The sequence below is a fragment of the Polaribacter dokdonensis genome (assembly GCF_024362345.1).
Taxonomy (GTDB): domain Bacteria; phylum Bacteroidota; class Bacteroidia; order Flavobacteriales; family Flavobacteriaceae; genus Polaribacter; species Polaribacter dokdonensis.
Genome location: NZ_CP101505.1, coordinates 1,606,230 through 1,627,299, shown reverse-complemented (window position 1 = coordinate 1,627,299; position 21,070 = coordinate 1,606,230). Strand labels below are relative to the sequence as shown.

General features: G+C 30.3%; 17 protein-coding genes. 9 read left to right on the top strand and 8 right to left on the bottom strand.

What is annotated here, in order from left to right; genetic code table 11:
* Positions 1-45 precede the first annotated feature (45 nt).
* Positions 46-1,812, bottom strand: a complete 1,767-nt coding sequence (gene dxs / locus LPB302_RS07245) for a 1-deoxy-D-xylulose-5-phosphate synthase (protein WP_053974190.1) — start codon at positions 1,810-1,812, stop codon at positions 46-48.
* 57 nt (positions 1,813-1,869) lie between these two features.
* On the opposite strand from dxs, the gene LPB302_RS07240 reads away from it, so the two are divergent.
* Together LPB302_RS07240 and LPB302_RS07235 are read left to right on the top strand one after the other, a co-directional pair.
* The gene (locus tag LPB302_RS07240; RefSeq protein ID WP_053974191.1) at positions 1,870-2,319 is read left to right on the top strand and encodes a nucleoside deaminase; all 450 of its coding nucleotides are present in this window, start codon (positions 1,870-1,872) and stop codon (positions 2,317-2,319) included.
* Positions 2,320-2,421: 102 nt separating this feature from the next.
* On the top strand, positions 2,422-4,926 hold the full coding sequence (locus tag LPB302_RS07235; protein ID WP_053974192.1) for a S9 family peptidase: 2,505 nt from the start codon (positions 2,422-2,424) through the stop codon (positions 4,924-4,926).
* 56 nt (positions 4,927-4,982) lie between these two features.
* Here LPB302_RS07235 and LPB302_RS07230 read toward each other — a convergent pair whose 3' ends face one another.
* The 4 genes from LPB302_RS07230 to LPB302_RS07215 all read right to left on the bottom strand — a co-directional run bounded on the left by LPB302_RS07230 (position 4,983) and on the right by LPB302_RS07215 (position 7,865).
* On the bottom strand, positions 4,983-5,189 hold the full coding sequence (locus LPB302_RS07230) for a helix-turn-helix domain-containing protein (protein WP_053974193.1): 207 nt from the start codon (positions 5,187-5,189) through the stop codon (positions 4,983-4,985).
* Between the two features lies 1 nt (position 5,190).
* Positions 5,191-5,706, bottom strand: a complete 516-nt coding sequence (locus LPB302_RS07225; RefSeq protein ID WP_053974194.1) for a DUF2975 domain-containing protein — start codon at positions 5,704-5,706, stop codon at positions 5,191-5,193.
* Positions 5,707-5,883: 177 nt separating this feature from the next.
* The gene (locus LPB302_RS07220) at positions 5,884-6,318 is read right to left on the bottom strand and encodes a LexA family protein (protein WP_053974195.1); all 435 of its coding nucleotides are present in this window, start codon (positions 6,316-6,318) and stop codon (positions 5,884-5,886) included.
* Between the two features lie 38 nt (positions 6,319-6,356).
* The gene (locus LPB302_RS07215; RefSeq protein WP_053974196.1) at positions 6,357-7,865 is read right to left on the bottom strand and encodes an aminotransferase-like domain-containing protein; all 1,509 of its coding nucleotides are present in this window, start codon (positions 7,863-7,865) and stop codon (positions 6,357-6,359) included.
* Between the two features lie 67 nt (positions 7,866-7,932).
* Here LPB302_RS07215 and LPB302_RS07210 point away from each other — a divergent pair, with 67 nt between their 5' ends.
* Together LPB302_RS07210 and LPB302_RS07205 are read left to right on the top strand one after the other, a co-directional pair.
* A complete protein-coding gene (locus tag LPB302_RS07210) occupies positions 7,933-9,753 on the top strand; it encodes a TonB-dependent receptor plug domain-containing protein (protein ID WP_053974197.1) in 1,821 nt (606 codons plus the stop codon).
* Between the two features lie 120 nt (positions 9,754-9,873).
* On the top strand, positions 9,874-10,719 hold the full coding sequence (locus tag LPB302_RS07205; protein WP_053974198.1) for a cupin-like domain-containing protein: 846 nt from the start codon (positions 9,874-9,876) through the stop codon (positions 10,717-10,719).
* 286 nt (positions 10,720-11,005) lie between these two features.
* Here the strand turns inward: LPB302_RS07205 and rseP are convergent, their stop codons facing one another.
* On the bottom strand, positions 11,006-12,352 hold the full coding sequence (rseP, locus tag LPB302_RS07200) for an RIP metalloprotease RseP (protein ID WP_053974199.1): 1,347 nt from the start codon (positions 12,350-12,352) through the stop codon (positions 11,006-11,008).
* A gap of 170 nt (positions 12,353-12,522) precedes the next feature.
* Between rseP and LPB302_RS07195 the strand changes: the two genes are divergently transcribed.
* The 4 genes from LPB302_RS07195 to LPB302_RS07180 all read left to right on the top strand — a co-directional run bounded on the left by LPB302_RS07195 (position 12,523) and on the right by LPB302_RS07180 (position 16,331).
* Positions 12,523-13,203, top strand: a complete 681-nt coding sequence (locus LPB302_RS07195; RefSeq protein ID WP_053974200.1) for an SCO family protein — start codon at positions 12,523-12,525, stop codon at positions 13,201-13,203.
* 51 nt (positions 13,204-13,254) lie between these two features.
* The gene (locus LPB302_RS07190; RefSeq protein WP_053974201.1) at positions 13,255-13,485 is read left to right on the top strand and encodes a FeoA family protein; all 231 of its coding nucleotides are present in this window, start codon (positions 13,255-13,257) and stop codon (positions 13,483-13,485) included.
* A complete protein-coding gene (gene feoB, locus LPB302_RS07185; protein WP_053974202.1) occupies positions 13,485-15,596 on the top strand; it encodes a ferrous iron transport protein B in 2,112 nt (703 codons plus the stop codon). Before LPB302_RS07190 ends, feoB begins: the two co-directional genes overlap by 1 nt.
* Before the next feature lie 192 nt (positions 15,597-15,788).
* Positions 15,789-16,331: a DUF2911 domain-containing protein gene (locus LPB302_RS07180; protein ID WP_053974203.1), complete on the top strand. Its 543-nt coding sequence runs from the start codon at positions 15,789-15,791 to the stop codon at positions 16,329-16,331.
* A gap of 62 nt (positions 16,332-16,393) precedes the next feature.
* Here the strand turns inward: LPB302_RS07180 and galE are convergent, their stop codons facing one another.
* Complete coding sequence (gene galE / locus LPB302_RS07175) at positions 16,394-17,407, bottom strand: UDP-glucose 4-epimerase GalE (protein ID WP_053974204.1); 1,014 nt, start codon at positions 17,405-17,407, stop codon at positions 16,394-16,396.
* Positions 17,408-17,447: 40 nt separating this feature from the next.
* Positions 17,448-18,611: a DegT/DnrJ/EryC1/StrS family aminotransferase gene (locus tag LPB302_RS07170; protein WP_053974205.1), complete on the bottom strand. Its 1,164-nt coding sequence runs from the start codon at positions 18,609-18,611 to the stop codon at positions 17,448-17,450.
* A gap of 73 nt (positions 18,612-18,684) precedes the next feature.
* Between LPB302_RS07170 and LPB302_RS07165 the strand changes: the two genes are divergently transcribed.
* Positions 18,685-21,066, top strand: coding sequence for a penicillin acylase family protein (locus LPB302_RS07165; protein ID WP_053974206.1), 2,382 nt, complete (start codon positions 18,685-18,687; stop codon positions 21,064-21,066).
* Positions 21,067-21,070: the final 4 nt, after the last annotated feature.

Sequence of the window (21,070 nt, the reverse complement as noted above, 5' to 3'; positions counted from 1 at the left end):
ATAAGAATAATTCATAAAAAAAGGCACTGTTTACAGTGCCTTTTTTTATGTTTGGGAGAAAAGTTCAGCCAACGAATTACTATCTAAACCAACTTCTTTTTGTAGTTCTAAAATACTTCCATGAGTTATAAATTCATCAGGAACACCAACTATTTGTATATCATTTTTAAAGTTATTTTTAGTTGCATATTCTACTATTGAAGAACCAAAACCTCCTGTAATTGTTCCATCTTCTACAGTAATTATTTTAGAGAAATTACTAAAAATATGATGTAACAATTCCTCATCAAGGGGTTTTACAAATCGCATATCAAAATGTGCTAAAGACTTTTTATTTTGAGCTAAATCTATAGCCTGATTTACACTATCACTTATTGTTCCAATAGAAAGAATGGCAATTTCATCACCTTGCTTTAAAGTAACAGCTTTCCCAATTTCAATCTTAGAAAAAGGTTGTTGCCAATCTTTATTTTTCCCATAACCTCTTGGGTACCTTATAGCAATTGGTTTTTCTAAACCTAATTGGGCAGTATATAATATGTTACGTAATTCAATTTCGTTTCTTGGAGCAAAAATTATAAGGTTGGGTATACACCTTAAATAAGCAATGTCGAAAACTCCATGATGTGTTGCACCATCTTCACCAACCAAACCAGCTCTATCCAAACAAAATATTACAGGTAAATTCTGCAAGGCAACATCGTGTATTACCTGATCGTAAGCTCTTTGTAAAAAAGTTGAATAAATATTACAAAATGGTACCAAACCTTGGGTAGCCATACCTGCTGCAAGAGTAACTGCATGTTGCTCTGCAATACCAACATCAAAAGTTCTGTTGGGTATTTCTTGCATCATCAATTTTAAAGAACTACCAGTTAACATTGCAGGTGTAATTGCTACAATATTTTTATTTTTCTTAGCTAGTTCTAAAACAGTTTTACCAAATACATCTTGGTATTTTGTATATAAACTTTTTTCTTTCTTTAAGCGTTCACCGGAAATTTTATCGAATTTTCCAGGAGCATGATAAGTAATTTGATCTTCTTCAGCTTTCTGCAAACCCTTGCCTTTTGTGGTGATAACATGTAAAAACTTCGGTCCTTTAACTTTTTTTAATCGTTCTAATTCAGATAATAATTTTGGTAAATTATGACCATCTACAGGACCTGAATAATCGAAATTTAAAGCTTTAATAATGTTGTTCTGAGCTGCTAGTTTTTTGTCTGATTTTACTCGAGTTAAATACTCTTTTAAAGCACCTACAGAAGGGTCTATGCCAATTGCATTGTCATTTAAAATAATTAGAATATTTGCCTTAGAAACACCTGCATGGTTCAGAGCTTCAAAAGCCATTCCACTAGCAATAGAGGCGTCACCAATAACAGCAATATGATGTTTTTCTGTTTCCCCTTTTAAATTCGAGGCTATAGCCATACCAAGAGCAGCAGAAATAGAAGTAGAAGAGTGCCCAACTCCAAAAGTATCAAAATTACTTTCTTGTCTCGAAGGAAAACCAGCAATTCCATTAAATTGTCTATTGGTATGAAAAACACTTTTTCTATCAGTTAATATTTTATGACCATAGGCTTGATGACCTACATCCCAAACCAGTAAATCATTAGGTGTGTCAAACAAATAGTGTAATGCAATTGTAAGCTCTACAACTCCTAAACTTGCACCCAAATGACCTTCTTTAGTAGCAACAATATCAATAATAAATGCTCTCAGATCTTTGGCAAGTTCTGGAAGCTCACTCGAATTCAGTTTTCTTAAATCTGAAGGATTTGATATGTTGGCTAACAAGTTTTTCATTAGTTTACAAAAATACAATATCAAATTTTGTAATATTGAGTTTTTAGATCCAAAAACATGATTCAGCCTTTTGATGATATTTATTTTATGAAAAAAGCCTATCAGGAAGCAGAAATTGCTTTTGATAAAGGAGAAATTCCTGTAGGTGCTGTTATTGTATTAAATAATCAAATTATTGCAAGAGCTCATAATTTAACAGAAACATTAAACGATGTAACTGCACATGCAGAAATGCAAGCATTTACAGCAGCTGCTAACTTTTTAGGAGGCAAATATTTAAAGGATTGCATTCTTTATGTAACTTTAGAACCTTGTCAAATGTGTGCAGGCGCAAGTTATTGGTCTCAAATAGCTAGAATTGTTTATGGAGCTTCAGAGCCTAAAAGGGGCTTTGTAAATTTAGGAACGCAGCTACATCCTAAAACCAAAGTAACTTCAGGTATTTTAGAAAATGATTGCTCTTTATTATTAAAGCGCTTCTTTATTGAAAAAAGGAACCTAAACTGAGGGGTAAACTGTTAAAATTTTAACAAACATTTCTTAAAAAATTTGCAGTTTAGATAGTTTTGGTCAACTTTATAGATAATTCAAACTAATCTTACACTTCAAATGAAAAAAATTACTTTATTTTTTGTGTTTCTTTTTGCTATTGTTACTGTATCCGCTCAAGAAACTCCAAAACCTAACTACAGACAGGCAGCTAAATATTCGCCAAAAAACCTAGCTAAAATGGTGCATTCTACCTCTGTTAGTCCTCATTGGCTAAAAAAAGGAAACCGTTTTTGGTATGCTTATAAAACTTCTGAAGGTTCAAATCACTACATAGTAGATGTAGATAAAAAAACTAAGAAACCATTATTTGATAATGTAAAAATGGCAAAATGGTTAACAGAAATTACCAAAGATCCTTATGATGCAAAACATTTACCGAGATTTAATTTTAAATTTAATGAAGCAGAAAATGCAATTCGTTTTAGAGTTACATCTACAGAAGAGGTAGAGGTTATAGATGAAGATAAAAAAGAAGAAAAGAAAGATTCTACCTCAACCAAAAAGGCTAGAAAGAAAAAGCCTAAAATGGAAAAGAAAACGTACCATTTAGAATATAAATTAGGTAGTAATGGCTTAACTATTATAGATACTAAAAAGCCAGAGAAAAAGCCTTGGCAACGTTGGGCAAATATTGCTCCTGATAGTTCAATTGTCTTATATGGTAAAAATCATAACATTTATTGGATGGATAAAGTAAACTTTAAAAAGTTTATTAAAGATGAAAAAGATACTACTGTTGTAGAAAATCAATGGACAACTGATGGTGAAGAGAATTATGGCTATACTTGGGGAGGTAGAGGTCAAGACAATGAAGATGTAGAAAAAAATAAAGACAAAAGAAAAGGAGTTTGGGGTACATGGTCTCATGATTCTAAAAAGTTTGTTTTCGAAAAATCAGATTCTAGACATATTAAAGATTTATGGGTAATAAATTCTACAGGTAAAAAAAGACCTACTCTAGAAACATATAAATATCATATGCCAGGTGAACAAGAATATTACAAATCACAATTAATGATTTTTGATATTCCAACTAAAACTCATATTACAGTTCCTTTAGATTCCACTCGTCAACAAAGTTTAAATGTATTTAGAGCACCAAGAAAACAATCTCAAAGAGATGATGAGTTTACACCATCTTTATTATTATCTAAAAAAGGCAAATTATACTTTAGTGTAATTTCTAGAGATCGTAAAAAGTACGATATTAATGTTGCAGATTTAAATACAGGAGAGTACAAGACTTTAATTGAAGAAAGATTTAATACATACATTGAGTCTAGACCATTAGTTTTATTCAACAATGAAACAGAGATGTTACATTGGGCAGAAAGAGATGGTTGGGCGCATTTTTATTTGTATGATGCAGATGGTAATTTAAAAAACCAAATTACAGAAGGTGATTATCATGTAGATGGTTTTGCAGGTTTAGATGAAAAAAGCAGAACATTATTTTTTACTGCAAATGGTGTAAACAAAGAACAAGATCCTTATTATTTACATACGTATAAAATCAATTTAAATGGTTCTGGAATGAGAACTTTAGATCCTGGTAACTTTACAAAACGTACAAGCATGTCAGATTCAAATCAATACTTTGTTAGTAATTACTCAAGAGTAAATACTGTACCAAAATCTGAAGTTAGAGATTCTAATGGACGTAAAGTAATGGATTTAGAAACAGCAGATTTATCACAATTATTTGCTTCGGGTTATAAATTTCCTGAACCTTTTAAAGTAAAAGCAGATGATGGTATTACAGATATTTATGGTGTAATGTATAAGCCTTTTGATATGGATACTACAAAAGTATATCCGTTATTAGAATACGTTTATCCTGGCCCACAAACAGAAGCCGTAAACAAATCTTTTTCTTATAGAATGGATCGTTTAGACAGAATGGCTCAAGTTGGTTTTGTAGTGATTACATTGGGTAATAGAGGAGGTCATCCAGACAGATCTAAATGGTATCATAATTATGGTTATGGTAATTTACGTGATTATGGTTTGGCTGATAAAAAATATGTTGCACAGCAATTGGCTAACAGACATGATTATATAGATATCGAAAAAGTTGGTATTTATGGTCATTCAGGAGGTGGTTTTATGTCTACAGCTGCAATGTTAGTGTATCCAGATTTCTTTAAAGCAGCAGTTTCTTCTGCAGGAAATCATGATAATAACGTATACAATTCTTGGTGGAGTGAAACTCATCATGGAGTAAAAGAAGAAATAGATGAAAAGGGTAAAGTTTCTCATAAATACAAAATTGACGATAACCAATCTTTAGCTAAAAATTTAAAAGGACACTTAATGTTGATTCATGGAGATATGGATAATAACGTACATCCTGCAGGAACTATTAGAATGGCAAATGAATTAATTAAAGCTAAAAAACGTTTTAAATTTATGATAATGCCAGGCCAAAGACATGGTTTTGGAAGAATGACAGAATACTCTTTTTGGCTAAGAGCAGATCACTTTAGTAAGTATTTACTAGGTGAAGAAAATACAGATGCAGATTTCATGTACATGAACATGGATGAGCCTAAAAATAGATAGATTACTATTAAAATTAGTTAAAAACTCCGAATGAAAATTCGGAGTTTTTTTATGTTTTAATCTTCTTGATAATTTAAAATATCTGCTGGCTGACAATCTAACGCTTTACAAATCGCTTCTAGAGTGGAAAAACGTACAGCCTTAGCTTTACCAGACTTTAAAACAGATAAATTTGCAGTAGTAATACCTATTGTTTCAGCCAACTCCTTACTTCGCATTTTGCGTTTGGCAAGCATTACATCTAAATTTACAATAATTGCCATATTATATTGTTAAATCGTTTTCTTGTTTTAATTCTTGTCCTCGTTTGAAAACTACTTTTAAAATAGAAAAGAATATTATTGCTAAAGGATAATAAAATACAAAATTTAAAGAGGCACTTCTTTTCGTTAAAAAATGCGATGTGTTATTATCAAAAGCCATTAATAAAGGTTTTATTGTGAATCCTTTTAGAAGGAAATTTAAAATAAATAAGGTTATAATTAAATAAATAATATTATTTATAATTTTAATATTTTTTTCAAAAAAGAAGTTAAAACTTTCAGTGTTTTTCAATAATTTGTTTAAAAGGAAAAGTATAAAGAAGAAACCTGTAAACATTATCACCTTAGACCAAATAACATAAGCTTTAGAATAATTATTTAATAAATTAAAATGATAAAGCTGATTTGTTTCTTTCCAATCATCATATGTTTTAGGGATTTCATTTACATCAAAATTAAAGATGAGATCTCTATTTGTGTTAATCGTTAAACTATTATAATTTTCAGGAGCAGTCATAGAATGGAAATAGACAAAAATGAGACCTAGACATATAATTATTTGAATGCTCATTAAAAATTTTAAAAAGTAAGATGCTATTTTTAATTTATTAGTTGTTTTCATTTCATACATTATAACAATGCAAATATATAAAAATTATCGAAAAACAATAATAAAATATTTTAAAACGGTAAATTAAACCTTTTTAATAACGTTGGTTACAATGCCCCAAATCATAAAATCATTGTCTTCAGTAATGTTTATAATTGGGTAATTAGGATTTTCTGGTTGAAGCCAGATTTCATTGTTTTGAACACGTAAACGCTTTACAGTAAACTCGCCATCAATATAACAAACTGCAATTTTTTTGTCTGCAGGTTCTAAACTTCTATCAATAACTAGTAAATCATCATGATTTAAACCAGCGTTAATCATAGATTGGCCTCTTACTTTTGCATAAAAAGTGGTGTCTTTGTTTCTAACAAGTGTATCATCTAAAGAAATCTTTTCACCAACAATATCTTCTGTTGTTGAAGGGAAACCTGCAGATATTCCTGTATCAATAAGTAAAGCACCTTCGTGTAAAGATTGTTCTGGTTTAAAAAAGGTAAGATGATCTGTAGCTTGCATAAACGCAAATTAAAACTTTTCTTTTAATTTTTTAGTGTTTAATCAACTAAAATATTCCCTACTACATTTTTATAAGCTTCTTTTAATTTTAAGATGACAATTTCTAATTCTTCTTTGTTTAAATGTCCAAAGCCAAAGCGAATAGCACATGTACTTTTATTCTGATAGAGGATAGTTTTAGGTAAAAATAAATTGTTTTGTTCTGCTTGCTCAGCCAATTTTACAAGAGAAATTGTTGGTGTAAAAGTTAACCAAATTGCAAGTCCACCATCAGGAATTTTCCAAGTAGCAATTTTCTTAAATTTATGAGTAAGTAGTTGATGTAAATAATCTCTACGTTCCTTATAGATTACAATATTTTTTTGCATCATTCTATAAATTTCACCTTCATTAATAAGTTCAGATAGCATTTGTTGCTGTATAAGATCTCCTTGTTCATCTAATAAATAAAGATAGTTTTTAGCTTCCTGAATTAAATTTTCTGGAGCAATTACAAAGCCTGTTTGAAAGCTAGGAAACAAAGATTGGCCAAGTTTACCCAAGTAAATTACCATTCCATTTTCGTCTGAATTTGCCATTGGTAAAGAGGGTGGACCATCAAATTGAAAATCATAATCAAAATCATCTTCAATAATAGCAAATCCAAATTCTTTGGCTAATTTTAATAAAGCTTTTCTTCTTTCAGAGCTTAAGGTAGTGGTTGTTGGGTAATCTCTGTGAGCACAAACATAAACACACCTAATGCTACTTTTAATAAAATTTTTTCTGATAAACTCTACATCTAAACCTTCCTCATCAACTGGTATCGTAATAAGCTGTGCACCTACTTGCTGAAAAATCATGTTTGATGCATAATTACTTAAATTGCCTACCAAAACAACATCATCTTTTTGAATAAGAAGCTGAGACACAATGTACAAACTCATTTCAGTACTTCTAGTGCTAATTAAATTTTTTGGACTTACATGTAAACCTCTTGTAGCATTTAAGTAATTACATAGTTGTGTTTGAAACATAGAAAGAGAAGCCTCTTGTGGTCTGTTCCATTTTTGAATTAAAGTTTTGCGCTTCATGGCTGCACTATACCATCTCGTAAATTGATTTACAGGATGCAAACGTAAGTCTGGCTTACCATCATTTACAGAGTATTTTGCTTCTGTAGATTGCACTGTTGATGCTAAATGAAACGATTTTTGAAAATGGAATCCAGTACTTTCAGAAATCGTAGATTTTGTAGAAAAATTGGTCTTACTCTTTTTGTTATTAGAAGATGTTTTTCTAACAGATACAAACGTTCCTTTATTAGGTTTTATGTCTACCCAGCCTTGTGAAGCTAACTCATCATAAATGGCAACAGCAGTGTTTCTGTGTATTTCTAAAGTTTTAGCTAGTGCTCTTGTTCCTGGTAATTTTGTTTTTTCTAGAATGATTTTTCTTTGAAATAGGCCAATAAAATTTTGAGCAGCCTGAATGTAAACTGCTTGCGTTTTAAATTTATCAAAATTGATGTTTTTTTGAATTATTGATAAAAGTGGACTACTTGCCATTTAAAAACCGGACTATTTTTTGCGCTTATAAAGTTACGACTTTTGCAGTCTATTTAAATCACTATTTATGAAAATTAAAATTACATTATTAATTGCAGTGCTATTAAGTGTTACAACTATAAAGGCACAATCGAATACTGTACAAAATGATACTTTAAAGGAAGTTGTAATAACATCAACTAGAATAGATTTACCTTTTAAAGAAAACTCTAGAACCATAAACATTGTTACAAGTAAAGATATTGCAAATAGTGCAGCAACCAATGTTGCAGATCTTTTACAATTAGTAGCAGGTGTAGATATTAGAAGAAGAGGTACTGCAGGTAGCCAAGCAGATTTATACATTAGAGGTGGTGGTTTTGATCAAACCTTATTGTTAATTGATGGTATTAAGATGGATGATGCACAAACTGGGCATCATACTATGAATGCTGCTTTACCAATAGAAGTTATAGAGAGAATAGAAATTATTAAAGGACCTGCTGCCAGAGTTTTTGGGCAGAATGCATTTACAGGTGCTATTAATATTGTTACTAAAAAGGATTTAGAAAACACAGTTTCTGCAAATGTAGAAGCAGGTTCTTTTGGGCAATTAAATGGTTCTATAACTGTGGGTAAAGAGTTTAAGAATTCGTCTTTTATTGCACATGTTGGTGCTTTAACTTCTGATGGTTACAGAAATAACTCAGATTATAACAACTACAATTATTTTCTAAAGGGTGTTTTTAATAAAAACAAACAGCCAATTGAAATGATTGCTACTTTTTTCGATAAGAAATTCGGTGCAGAAAATTTTTATACGACTAATCCTGCTTGGAATGAGTATGAAGAAACTCAAAATAGTTTAGTTGGTTTTTCTACAACTTTCAATACAGGTAATTTTAAAATTAAACCTAGAATTTATTGGAGAAGAGGTCAAGATATATTTTTATTAAAAAGAGATGATCCAGATTTTTTTAGAAATTTACACATTACTAATAAAATAGGTGTAGAAACAAATGTTTCTTATACATCTAGCTTAGGTATTACTGGTTTTGGAATAGATGTTTCTCGTTTTTCTATAAGTAGTAATAATTTAGGAGATAGAAACAGAACTTTAGCTAATTTCTTTTTAGAACACAGGTTTAAAATTGGAGATAATATAGATGTAACTCCAGGAGTTGCTGTAACTTATTTTTCAGATTTTGATTTCAACGCTTTTCCTGGTTTAGATTTAGGAATTCAACTTTCAGATAATTTCAAAGCTTATGGTAATGTAGGATATACGTATAGAGTGCCAACTTATACAGATTTGTATTATTCAGATCCTGCAACTTCAGGTAATCCAGATTTAGAACCAGAAAGTGCATTTGCTCAAGAAGTAGGTGTAAAGTTTAATAGCAGTAACTTTTTTGCATCATTTGCAGTTTTTAATAGAGATTCAGATAATTTAATAGATTATATAAGGCCAGATACTGCAACAGGTGTATTTACAGCTACCAATATTGCAGAAGTAAATACAAAAGGTTTAGAGTTTGATGCCACTTATTTATTTAAATTAAATGATTTTAATCAAAGTTTAAAAGTGGGTTATTCTTATTTAGAGGATGATATTATAGATCAGAATACAGATTTATCTCGTTATTCATTAAATACGTTAAGACATCAATTTATCACACAACTATCTACTTCTTTCTTCAAGAATGTGAGACAAAATATCATGTACAAGCATGCAGAAAGAACTACAGGTCAGAGTTACAATGTTTGGGACGCTTCAATTATTTTAGATGTAAACAAAGTAAGCTTTACAATTACAGCAAATAATATTTTTGATGCTGAATATATAGAAAGTGGCTTTGTGCCAATGCCTCCAAGTAATATTTTATTTGGATTGCGTTATAATTTCTAAATTTAGTTTAATTAGTAAAACATAATATAGACCATCAACTTTATTAAAAGTTAATGGTCTATTTTTCTTTATAAACTTTTCCTAACGATTTCTTAACTTTGCAAATCAATTAAATGAAGTATGAGTTTAAACTTATCTCAAATAGATAGAGTACAAACAATAACAAAAGAAGACTTTCTTAAAAATTATTTTAAGCCACAAAAACCAGTGGTGATAGAAAGATTTATTGAAGATTGGCCAGCTTTTTCTAAGTGGTCTTTAGACTATATGAAAGAGGTTGCTGGTGATAAAATTGTGCCTTTATATGATGACAGACCTGTAGATTTTAAAGACGGTTTTAATGAGCCACATGCAAAAATGAAAATGTCTGAATATGTAGATTTACTTAAAAGTAAGCCTACAAAATTTAGAATATTTTTATGGAATGTGTTAAAAGAGGTGCCTGTATTACAAAAGGATTACAAGTTTCCTGATTTTGGTTTGCGGTTAATGAAAGGACTACCAATGTTATTTTTTGGAGGTACAGATTCTTATACATTTATGCATTATGATATTGATTTAGCTAATATTTTTCACTTTCATTTTGAAGGTAAAAAGGAAGTAATTCTCTTTGATCAAAAGCAAAATAAGCACTTATATAAAATACCATACTCGTTAATTACAAGAGAAGATATTAATTTTTCGAATCCCGATTTTGAGAAATGGCCAAATCTTAAAAAAGCCAAAGGATATACTACTTATTTAGAGCATGGCCAAGTATTGTATATGCCTGAAGGTTATTGGCATTACATGAAATATATTACTCCAGGTTTTTCTATGAGTCTAAGAGCAATTGCTAGAAATCCAAAAAATTTAGGAAAAGCTCTGTATAATGTTTTTATTATGAGAACTATAGATACTATCATGAGAAGAGTAAAAGGTCAAAAGTGGATTGATTGGAAAAATGAGAAAGCAATTTCTAAATAATTTAATAATTTAAGAATTATAGCTATATCTATCTGATTTTTAGTACATTTGGTTAACGCTAACTAAAATTACCAAATCAATGAAAGCCTGTCCAAGATGTAAATCTGTGTCTAGGCACAGAATGAGGCGAAAACTAACAGTAAAGTTAATTCCAGGCACAAAAAGTTACGCTTGTGATAAGTGTAATACAAATTACACGTACTTTTCTTTTATTAATAGGTCTCTAAGAGTTTAAAAAAAAAAGCCTCGCAGTTTGCGAGGCTTTTTTAATATATGTGTTGTAATATTATTTTAAAAGTCTAAATATATCATTCCCATTTGCAAATAATAAAAGTGCAATAAGTAAAACAAAACCTACTAATTGCGCATATTCTAAGAATTTATCTCCTGGTTTTTTTCCTGTAATCATTTCCCAAAGTGTAAACACTACATGACCACCATCTAAAGCAGGTATAGGTAATAAGTTCATGAACCCTAACATAATAGATAAGAAAGCAGTTATATTCCAGAAAGATTCTGCACTCCATTCATCAGGAAAAATACTTCCAATAGAAATAAATCCTCCTAAGCCTTTGTAAGCTCCTGTACTTGGGTTAAAAATCTTTTTTAATTGTTTTACATAATCTGTTAAAGTTTTCCAAGATTTATTCCAACCTGCAGGTATAGCTTCAGCAAAACTATATTCTATATTGGCTAGGTCATAATACCCTAATTTCTCTAAATCTGATAAAGGCAGTGTTGTAAAAACAACCCCTAATTTACCTTCATTTGTGATTTTAAGCGTAATTTCTTTTTCTTGTTTTTCTCTTATTACTGTTGCAGTAACCTCTTGACCTTTGTATTTTGATAATACATTTTCAGCTTCATCATAATACTTTAAAAGAGTTCCATTTACGCTGGTAACAATGTCTTTTTCTTGTAAAGCAGAACCAACATTTGGTGAGTCTTCAGAGATTTTACCAATTACAAAAGGAAAACGAGGATATATAAATGGGCCAGCATCTTTTCCTCTATCCATTAATTGAGAAATAAAATCAGTAGGAATTTTCTTGTCAATTATTTTGCCTTCTCTTTCAATTTCAAAATTATTACCATTAATAAATTCTAAAGAAAGACCAGAGAACTTCTTTACTTTTTGTCCGTCTACAGATAATATTTTATCACCTGTTTGTAATCCTAAATTCATAGCTAATGAATCTTGTACCCAAACACCATCTTTTAAATTATCATTTGGTAAATACCGTTCTCCATAAGAATACATTAACATAATGTAGATAAAAATACCAAGCACAAAGTTTACAAAAACTCCACCCAACATAATAATTAAACGCTGCCAAGCTGGTTTTGATCTAAACTCCCAAGGCTGAGCAGGTTGTTTCATTTGCTCAGTATCCATGCTTTCATCAATCATTCCAGAAATTTTTACATAACCTCCTAAAGGAATCCAACCAATGCCATAAACAGTTTCACCAACTTTTTTCTTTAAAAGAGAAAACTTATAATCGAAGAATAAATAGAATTTTTCTACTCTTGTTTTAAACAATTTTGCAGGGATAAAGTGCCCTAATTCGTGCAAAACAATTAATAAAGATAAACTTAAAATAAATTGTGATGCTTTAATTAATATTTCCATTCAGTAATAACGCTTGTTTGTATAACCAACAAAGGTACATTATTAAAGAGAGTTTAAAAAGTAAAGTTAAATGTTGATAAAGTAAATTAACACTCTTTTAGGTTTAATAAAGATGAGACCGCTTTTATAGCATTTTATTAAGCCGTAAATTTGCAAAATAGACGCTTTTTATGGATGTAAAATTTTTTAAGAAAAGTAAGGCTACACTAATATTTTTAGTTGTTTTTTCAGCAGTAACTGTACCTGTATTTTATCACTTGTTAAAAGTAGATAAGAAGTTAAAAGTATATAGTCCTTCAGATGTAAACCCAAGTTTGGTGCATGAATCTATTAAGCATATTACAAAAGATCATACCATTGCAAATTTTGAGTTAATAAATCAAAATGGCGAAACCATAACTCAGAAAAACTATAAAGATAAAATTTACATTGCTGATTTCTTTTTTACAAGATGCACCAATATCTGTGTAGCTATGGCTTATAATATGAACGAGCTTCAAGAATATTATAAAGATGATAATGATATTATGTTTCTAAGTCATTCTGTTACTCCAGTTATGGATAGTGTTCCTGTATTAAAAGAGTATGCTAAAAATAAGGGGGTTATTGATGGTAAATGGAATGTAACCACAGGTGCTAAAAAACACATTTATGACCTAGCCAGAAAAAGTTATTTTGCTGTTATTGAAGATGGTGATGGAGGTGAGGATGACTTTATACATACAGAGCAATTTGTCTTAATAGATAAAGAAAGACGCATACGTGGTTATTATGATGGAACTAACAAAGAAGACATGCAAAAGTTGAAAGACGATATGGTTTTGTTAAAAGAAGAATATGAACGCAAATAACTTGTTTAGAATCATTCTAAAGTATTATCTTTGCTAACCAAATTAAAAAATTTGAACACAATAGCCACTTTACGTATTGGTGAAATAGGATATATTTCTGAAGAGTCTCTAGATGTAATACCTTTAAAATTATTAGAAATGGGTTGTTTGCCTGGTGCAGAAGTAGAATTAATACAACAAGCACCGCTAAAAGATCCTATTTATATTTGTGTAAATGGTAGCCATTTGGCTATTAGAAAAGAAACTGCAGCTATTATTCAAATTCTTAAAAGCGAAATTTAATGTCTAAAAACGATATAAAAATTGCTTTAATTGGTAATCCAAATACAGGTAAAACCTCTTTATTTAATCAACTTACAGGTTTAAATCAAAAAGTTGGGAATTACCCAGGAGTTACTGTAGATAAAAAGCTAGGTAAAAGTAAACTCTCTGCTACTCAGAATGCGATTATTACAGATTTACCAGGAACCTATAGTATAAACCCTACTTCTTTAGATGAAAGTATTGTTTTAAAAACCTTACTTAAAAAAGACATTAAAGAATCTCCAGATGTAATTTTAGTAGTTGCAGATGTAGAAAATTTAAAACGAAATCTTTTGCTTTTTTCTCAGATTAAAGATTTAGAAATACCAACAGTATTAGCCATTAATATGGTAGATCAAATGACCAGAAAAGGTATTTCTATTGATTTGTCATTATTAAAAAAAGAACTTAATACAGAGGTTGTTTTAATAAGTGCAAGAAAAAATGAAGGTATTAAAGAGGTTAAAGAGGCTATAATTCGTTGTCATGTTGCAGCTAAAGCATCACCTTTATGTGGTATTAACTCTAAGATAGATCCAGATTATTTTGAGAATCTTAAAAAAATAAGTCCTAATTACTCTTTGTATGAATTGTGGTTAATGGTTACTCAAAATAATTATCCAGATACCATTACCAAAGAAGAAAAAGAAAAGCTTTTAGCATTTAAACAAGATGTACCTAAATTAAAGAAATATCAGCATAAAGAAACGATTTACAGATATCAAGAAATAAATAAAATTTTAAAGAAAACCTACATTGTAGATAAATCTAAAGCAAAAGATTTACGAAGCAGGTTAGATAAAATCTTTACTCACAAGATTTTTGGTTATGCTATTTTCTTTGTGATTTTACTTATCATTTTTCAATCTATATTTGATATAGCATCTGTACCAATGGATTTTATTGACGGTATATTTGCAGAATTGTCAAATTTTACTAGAAATAGTTTGCCTGAAGGCGTTTTTACAGACTTATTATCAGAAGGTATTATTCCTGGAATTGGAGGAGTTGTAATTTTTATTCCACAAATAGCCATATTATTTCTATTTGTAGCCATTTTAGAAGAAACTGGTTACATGAGTCGAGTTGTGTTTTTAATGGATAAAATCATGAGACGATTTGGTATGAATGGTAAAAGTGTAATTCCGTTAATTTCTGGTACTGCTTGTGCTATACCTGCGATTATGGCTACAAGAACTATTTCTAGTTGGAAAGAGCGTTTAATTACAATTTTAGTTACACCCTTTACTACTTGTTCTGCACGTTTACCAGTTTACGCAATTTTGATAGCACTTATTATTCCTGATACTAAAATACTAGGTTTTCTTAATTTACAAGGTTTGGTTTTATTACTGTTGTATGCACTTGGTTTTGCTTCTGCAATTTTAGGAGCATACATTTTAAATAAAACCTTAAAAATAAAATCGAGGTCATTTTTTGTAGTAGAAATGCCAAATTATAAATTACCGTCTTTTAAAAATGTGTTTTACGAAGTTGTAGAAAAAACAAAAGCATTTGTTTTTGGCGCTGGTAAAATAATATTAGCATTGTCTGTTATTCTTTGGTTTTTGGCTTCTAATGGAGGTGATGAGTTTAAGAATGCAGAACAAACTGTAATTGCCAAAGTTGAAAATCAGAATTTAAATCAAGAAGAGATTCAGCAAAGAATAGCATCAACCAAATTAGAGAAATCGTACATTGGTATGTTGGGTAAATCTATAGAACCAGCTATAAAACCTTTGGGTTATGACTGGAAAATTGGTATTGCATTAATAACCTCATTTGCAGCTCGTGAAGTTTTTGTAGGTACTTTAGCTACTATTTATAGTGTACAAGCAGATGATGAAGATACAACTACCATTAAACAAAAAATGGCTTCAGAGATAAACCCAGATACAGGTAAAAAACGATTTAATTTTCCTGTAGGTATGTCTTTAATGGTTTTTTATGCGTTTGCTATGCAATGTATGGCAACATTAGCCATCGTTAAACGTGAAACAAAAACTTGGAAATGGCCTTTAATTCAATTATTTGGAATGGCATTTTTAGCTTATGTTTCCTCTTTATTAACCTATCAAATATTAAGTTAATGCAAGAAATTATTGTTTATATTTTGTTAGCATTTGCACTACTTTTTTTAGTTAAAAAGTATGTATTGCCTACAAAACAATCTAAAGGTTGTAGTTCAGACTGCAATTGTCATTAAAAAAATAAGTCGCTTTTGTGCAAGGTTTTATAACTTTGGATGACAGAGATACAACAAAAACTAAAATTTAATATACATGAAAAAAGCAATTTTATCAATCGCAATTTTTACAATCGCCTTAATTTCATCAACCGAAGTTACTGCTCAAGAATTTCCTAAAATGGATGTAAGTCCTATGGATGCTGCATCTTACCCAACTAATTGGAGAGAAGCAGATAAGCTTGTAAAGGTGATTTATAGTAGGCCACAATTAAAAGGGAGGTCTTTAGACAAATTAGCTCCAAATGGAAAAGTATGGAGAACAGGTGCAAATGAAGCTGCAGAAATTACATTTTATAAAAATGTAATGTTTGGAGATAAAAAAGTAAAAGCAGGTACATATACCTTATTTACAATTCCTACAGATGGTAATTGGACTGTAATTTTAAGTAACCAAAAGAATGTTTGGGGTTCTTACTTTTATGATGAAAAAGAAGATGTTGCAAGAGTAGAAGCAGAGGTTTCTCAAGGTAAAGATAGTCTAGAAGCTTTTTCTATTGTTTTTGATGGTGAAGATGAAGAAGCAATGATGCATTTAGGTTGGGGAAAAACTAGAGTTTCTGTTCCTGTTAAAGGATAATTAAAGTTTACTAAAATAAAAAAACCTCAAAAGCATCATATGCTTTTGAGGTTTTTTTGTTTTTAAACAGATTGTTTCTGTTGCCATTGCCAAGCAGAACGTAAGGCTTCATCTAGCCCAATTTCTGTTTTCCAATTCAATTCTTTATTTGCAATTGTAGTATCAGCATAGCAAGACATTACATCTCCATCTCTTCTACCTACAATTTTATAGTTCAATTTTAAGTCGTTTACTTTTTCGAAAGTATTAATTACCTCTAACACAGAAGTTCCTTTACCTGTTCCAATATTAAAGAATTCAAAAGACTCTTTATTATTCTTATTGATTAATCTTTTTAAAGCAGCAATATGTGCTTTAGCTAAATCTACAACATGAATATAATCGCGAATTGCAGTACCATCTTCTGTTGGGTAATCATCTCCAAAAACAGATAATTGCTCACGAATACCAGCAGCTGTTTGCGTTACAAAAGGAATTAAGTTCTGAGGAACACCTAAAGGTAATTCACCTATTTTAGCAGAAGCATGTGCACCAATTGGATTAAAATAACGTAAAGCAATTGCATTAATGTTATAAGCTTTACTTGCATCTCTTATAATTTCTTCACCAATTTTTTTAGTGTTTCCGTAAACAGATTCAGCCTTTTTAACAGGAGCATTTTCTGTAATAGGTAAGTGGTTTGGCTCACCATAAACAGTTGCAGAAGATGAAAATATAAAGTTGTCTAATTTACGATCTCTAATTTCTTGTAAAATATAAATTAAAGAGCTTAAATTGTTTTCATAGTAATCTAAAGGCTTGGCTATACTCTCACCAACAGCTTTAAAAGCAGCAAAATGAATTACGCCATCTATATCATGAGCGTCAAAAACAGCTTTAATATCACTTTTAATACGAACATCTGCTTTGTGAAATGTAGGTTTTATACCTGTAATATCTGTAATGCTGTCTAAAACTGTTAAGGTTGTGTTAGATAAGTCATCTATAATTACAACTTCAAAACCTTCGTTTTGCAGTTCAACTACTGTATGAGAACCTATAAAGCCTAGACCTCCTGTTACTAAAATTTTTTTCATTGGTTAATTATTTAAAAGGGGTTAATAGTATAAGATGAATTTAGTTTAAAAAATCCAAAATTGTGTTTGTAATAAATTGTAATTGATCTTCCTCTAGCTCTGTATGCATAGGTAATGAAATAACCGTTTTTATAAGCTCATTAGTTACAGGGAAATCTGCTTCATTATATCTGTCATCTTTATATGCTTTTTGGGCATGTAATGCTACAGGATAATAAATAGCATTTGGTATTTCTTTGCTTAACAAATGTTTGTGTAAAGCATCTCTTTGACCATTTGTAATTTGTAAGGTGTATTGATGAAAAACATGACAATCGCAAACATCGCAAATTTGGCCACAGTTGGCTGTCTTGTTAGATTGTGCAGTTGGTGTTACAATTGCAGAATGATTTGCCAATGCTTTATTGTAAAAACGTGCTGCGTTTCTTCTAGCATTACAATACGAATCTAAATGAGGTAATTTTGCTTTTAAAACTCCTGCTTGTATAGAATCTAATCTAGAATTTACACCAACAACATCATGATAATAACGCTCGTACATACCATGATTTACAATGCCACGTATTGTGTGTGCTAACTCATCATTGTTTGTAAAAATAGCACCTCCATCACCATAACAACCTAAGTTTTTAGAAGGGAAAAATGATGTTGTTCCAACATCTCCAATTGTACCTGCTTTTTGTTGAGAACCATTTTTAAAGGTGTAGTTTGCTCCAATTGCTTGTGCATTATCTTCAATAACAAATAAATTATGCTCTTTTGCAATTTCTAAAATGGCATCCATATTTGCAACTTGGCCAAATAAATGTACAGGAACTATTGCTTTTGTTTTTGGCGTAATTGCTTTTTTTAGTGCATTAATATCAATATTAAATGTCTCCTTATCTACATCAACCAAAACAGGTGTTAATTTTAATAGAGCAATAACTTCTACAGTAGCTGCAAAAGTAAAATCTACAGTAATTACTTCATCACCTTGTTCTAAACCTAAACCCATCATTGCTATCTGCAAAGCATCTGTTCCATTCGCACAAGGAATAACATGTTTTACATTTAAATAAGCCTCTAAATCTTTCTGAAATTCTTTAACTAATGGGCCATTTATATATGAAGATGTATTTAATACATCTTGTATTGAGTTGTCTACAGTTTCTTTTATTTGTTGATATTGTTTTTGCAAATCAACCATTTGAATTTTATTCATAAATCATCAAATTGTTAGTGTATCAAAAATACAACATAATTATTTTATCTTTGGCTACATCAAAAATTTTCAAATGAAATTTATCAAAAAATCTTTAAAAGTTATTCTAGTTTTAATAGTACTAATAGTTGTTGGTGGCTGGTTATATTCTAGAACTTATCAGCCTGATTATTCTGGAGAATTAGAATTGAATAATTTATCTGATGAAGTAACTGTTTATTTTGATGAGGTTGGTGTGCCACATATAGAAGCACAAAACCAACAAGATGCCTATACTGCTTTGGGTTATGTGCATGCACAAGACAGATTATGGCAAATGGAGCTTATTAGAAGAATTGCTTCAGGTAGATTGTCTGAAATTTTTGGTAAAGATTTGTTACAAACAGATGTCTTTTTTTCAGGCTTAGGTATAGAAGAAGCTGCTGAAAAAACTATGGCAACATTAGATAAAAACAGTCAGCCTTATTTGTTAACTGAGGCTTATTTAAATGGGATTAATCAGTATATAAACGAAGGTAAAACTCCTATAGAGTTCTCTTTAGTGGGTGTAGAAAAAGAAAATTACACCATTAAAGATGTTTACAATGTGTTTGGTTATATGGCTTTTAGTTTTGCTGTTGCTCATAAAACAGATCCTCTTTTAACAGAGATTAAAGAGAAGTTAGGTGAGGCATATTTGAATGAGATAATGACGACTGATGTTAGCGATTTAACCATAAATAAATACGAAACTAAAGAAATTAAGGGAGAGCTTTCTGCTGCAGTTAGTAAATTGATGGACAAATTACCAGTGTCTACTTTTATTGGAAGTAACTCTTGGGTAATTGCACCAGAAAAAACTAAAAATGGAAAAGTACTTTTTGCAAACGACCCACATATTGGATTTTCACAACCTTCAGTTTGGTACGAAAATCATATTAAAACTCCAGATTTTGAAATTTACGGATTTAATATAGCCTTAATGCCATTTCCTCTTTTAGGGCATAATAGAGAATATGCCTATGGTTTAACCATGTTAGCTAATGATGATTTAAATTTTTATGTAGAAGAAAATAATGGCGATAATGAAAATCAATATAAAACCTCAGAAGGCTATAAAGATTACGAACTATTAAGTAAAACTATAAAAATTAAAGATGAAGCTGATACTACTTTTACTGTAAAAGTATCTAAACATGGCCCAATAATGAATGGTTTAATATCTCATATGAATGATGATAGACCTATAGCAATGCACTGGTTGTACACACAATTAAATAATGAGCAGTTACATGTTTCTTATGAAATGTCTCATGCAAAATCATTAATGAAATTTAGAGATGCTGTTGCTAAAATTCATGCTCCAGGTTTAAACGTAATGTATGGAGATGCAAAAGGAAACATAGCTTGGTTTGCATCTGCTAAACTATATCAATTAAGAGATAGTTTGTCTTCTAAATTGTATTTAGATGGTTCTTCTGGAAATGATGAAATAACTGAATTTTTACCTTTTAATGAAAATCCGCAAGCTGTTAATCCTTCATGGAATTACGTGTATTCTGCAAATAATCAGCCAGATTCTGTTAGGGGTAAATTATATCCTGGCTATTATCAACCACAAGATAGAGCTAAGAGAATATCAACCTTATTAAATAAAAAAAACGATTTTACTAAAGAAGACGTACAAAATATGATTTATGATGTGCAGTCTGCTACAGTTTCTGATATTGCAAATGATTTATTACACTATGTAGACCAGCAGAATTTAACTGCTTCACAGAAAAAAGCAATTTCTATTCTAGAAAACTGGAATGGCGATTATCAAAAAACAGCAATTGCACCAACTATTTACAATCGATTTTTGTACGAAGTGTTAGCAGCTACTTATAAGGACGAATTAGGAGGAAGTTTTGAGTTATTTGTCAATTCTCAATTGCAAGACCAGGCATTACCAATTCAAATTAATAGAGAAAATTCCATTTGGTGGGATAATGTAAAAACTGCATCTAAAAAAGAGTCTAGAGCAGAAATTATTACTTCTTCATTTTTAGATACGTTTGCTTTTTTAGAAAATCAGTTAGGAGAAAATGTTGATAATTGGTTGTGGAAAAGAGTAATTTCTTTAGAACATGAGCATGCTATTGGCAAAGCAGGTGGCGTTTTAAGAAGTATTTTTAATGTTGGTCCATTTGAAACTATTGGAGGTAATGAAGTAATTAACAATCAGATTTTTAAATTAGATAGTACAGGAGTTTATAAAATTACAGCTGGCCCATCAACAAGAAGAGTTATTGATTTTTCTGACATAGAAAACAGTTCAGCAATTTTACCAACAGGTCAATCAGGTAATGTTTTTAGTGAACATTATAAAGATCAGGCTCAGAAATTTGTAGATGGAGAGTTTGTTAAAATGAGTTTAAATGAAACAGAAATAAAGAAAAGCGCAAATGTTTTGGTCTTACAACCAAAAGATTAGGTTA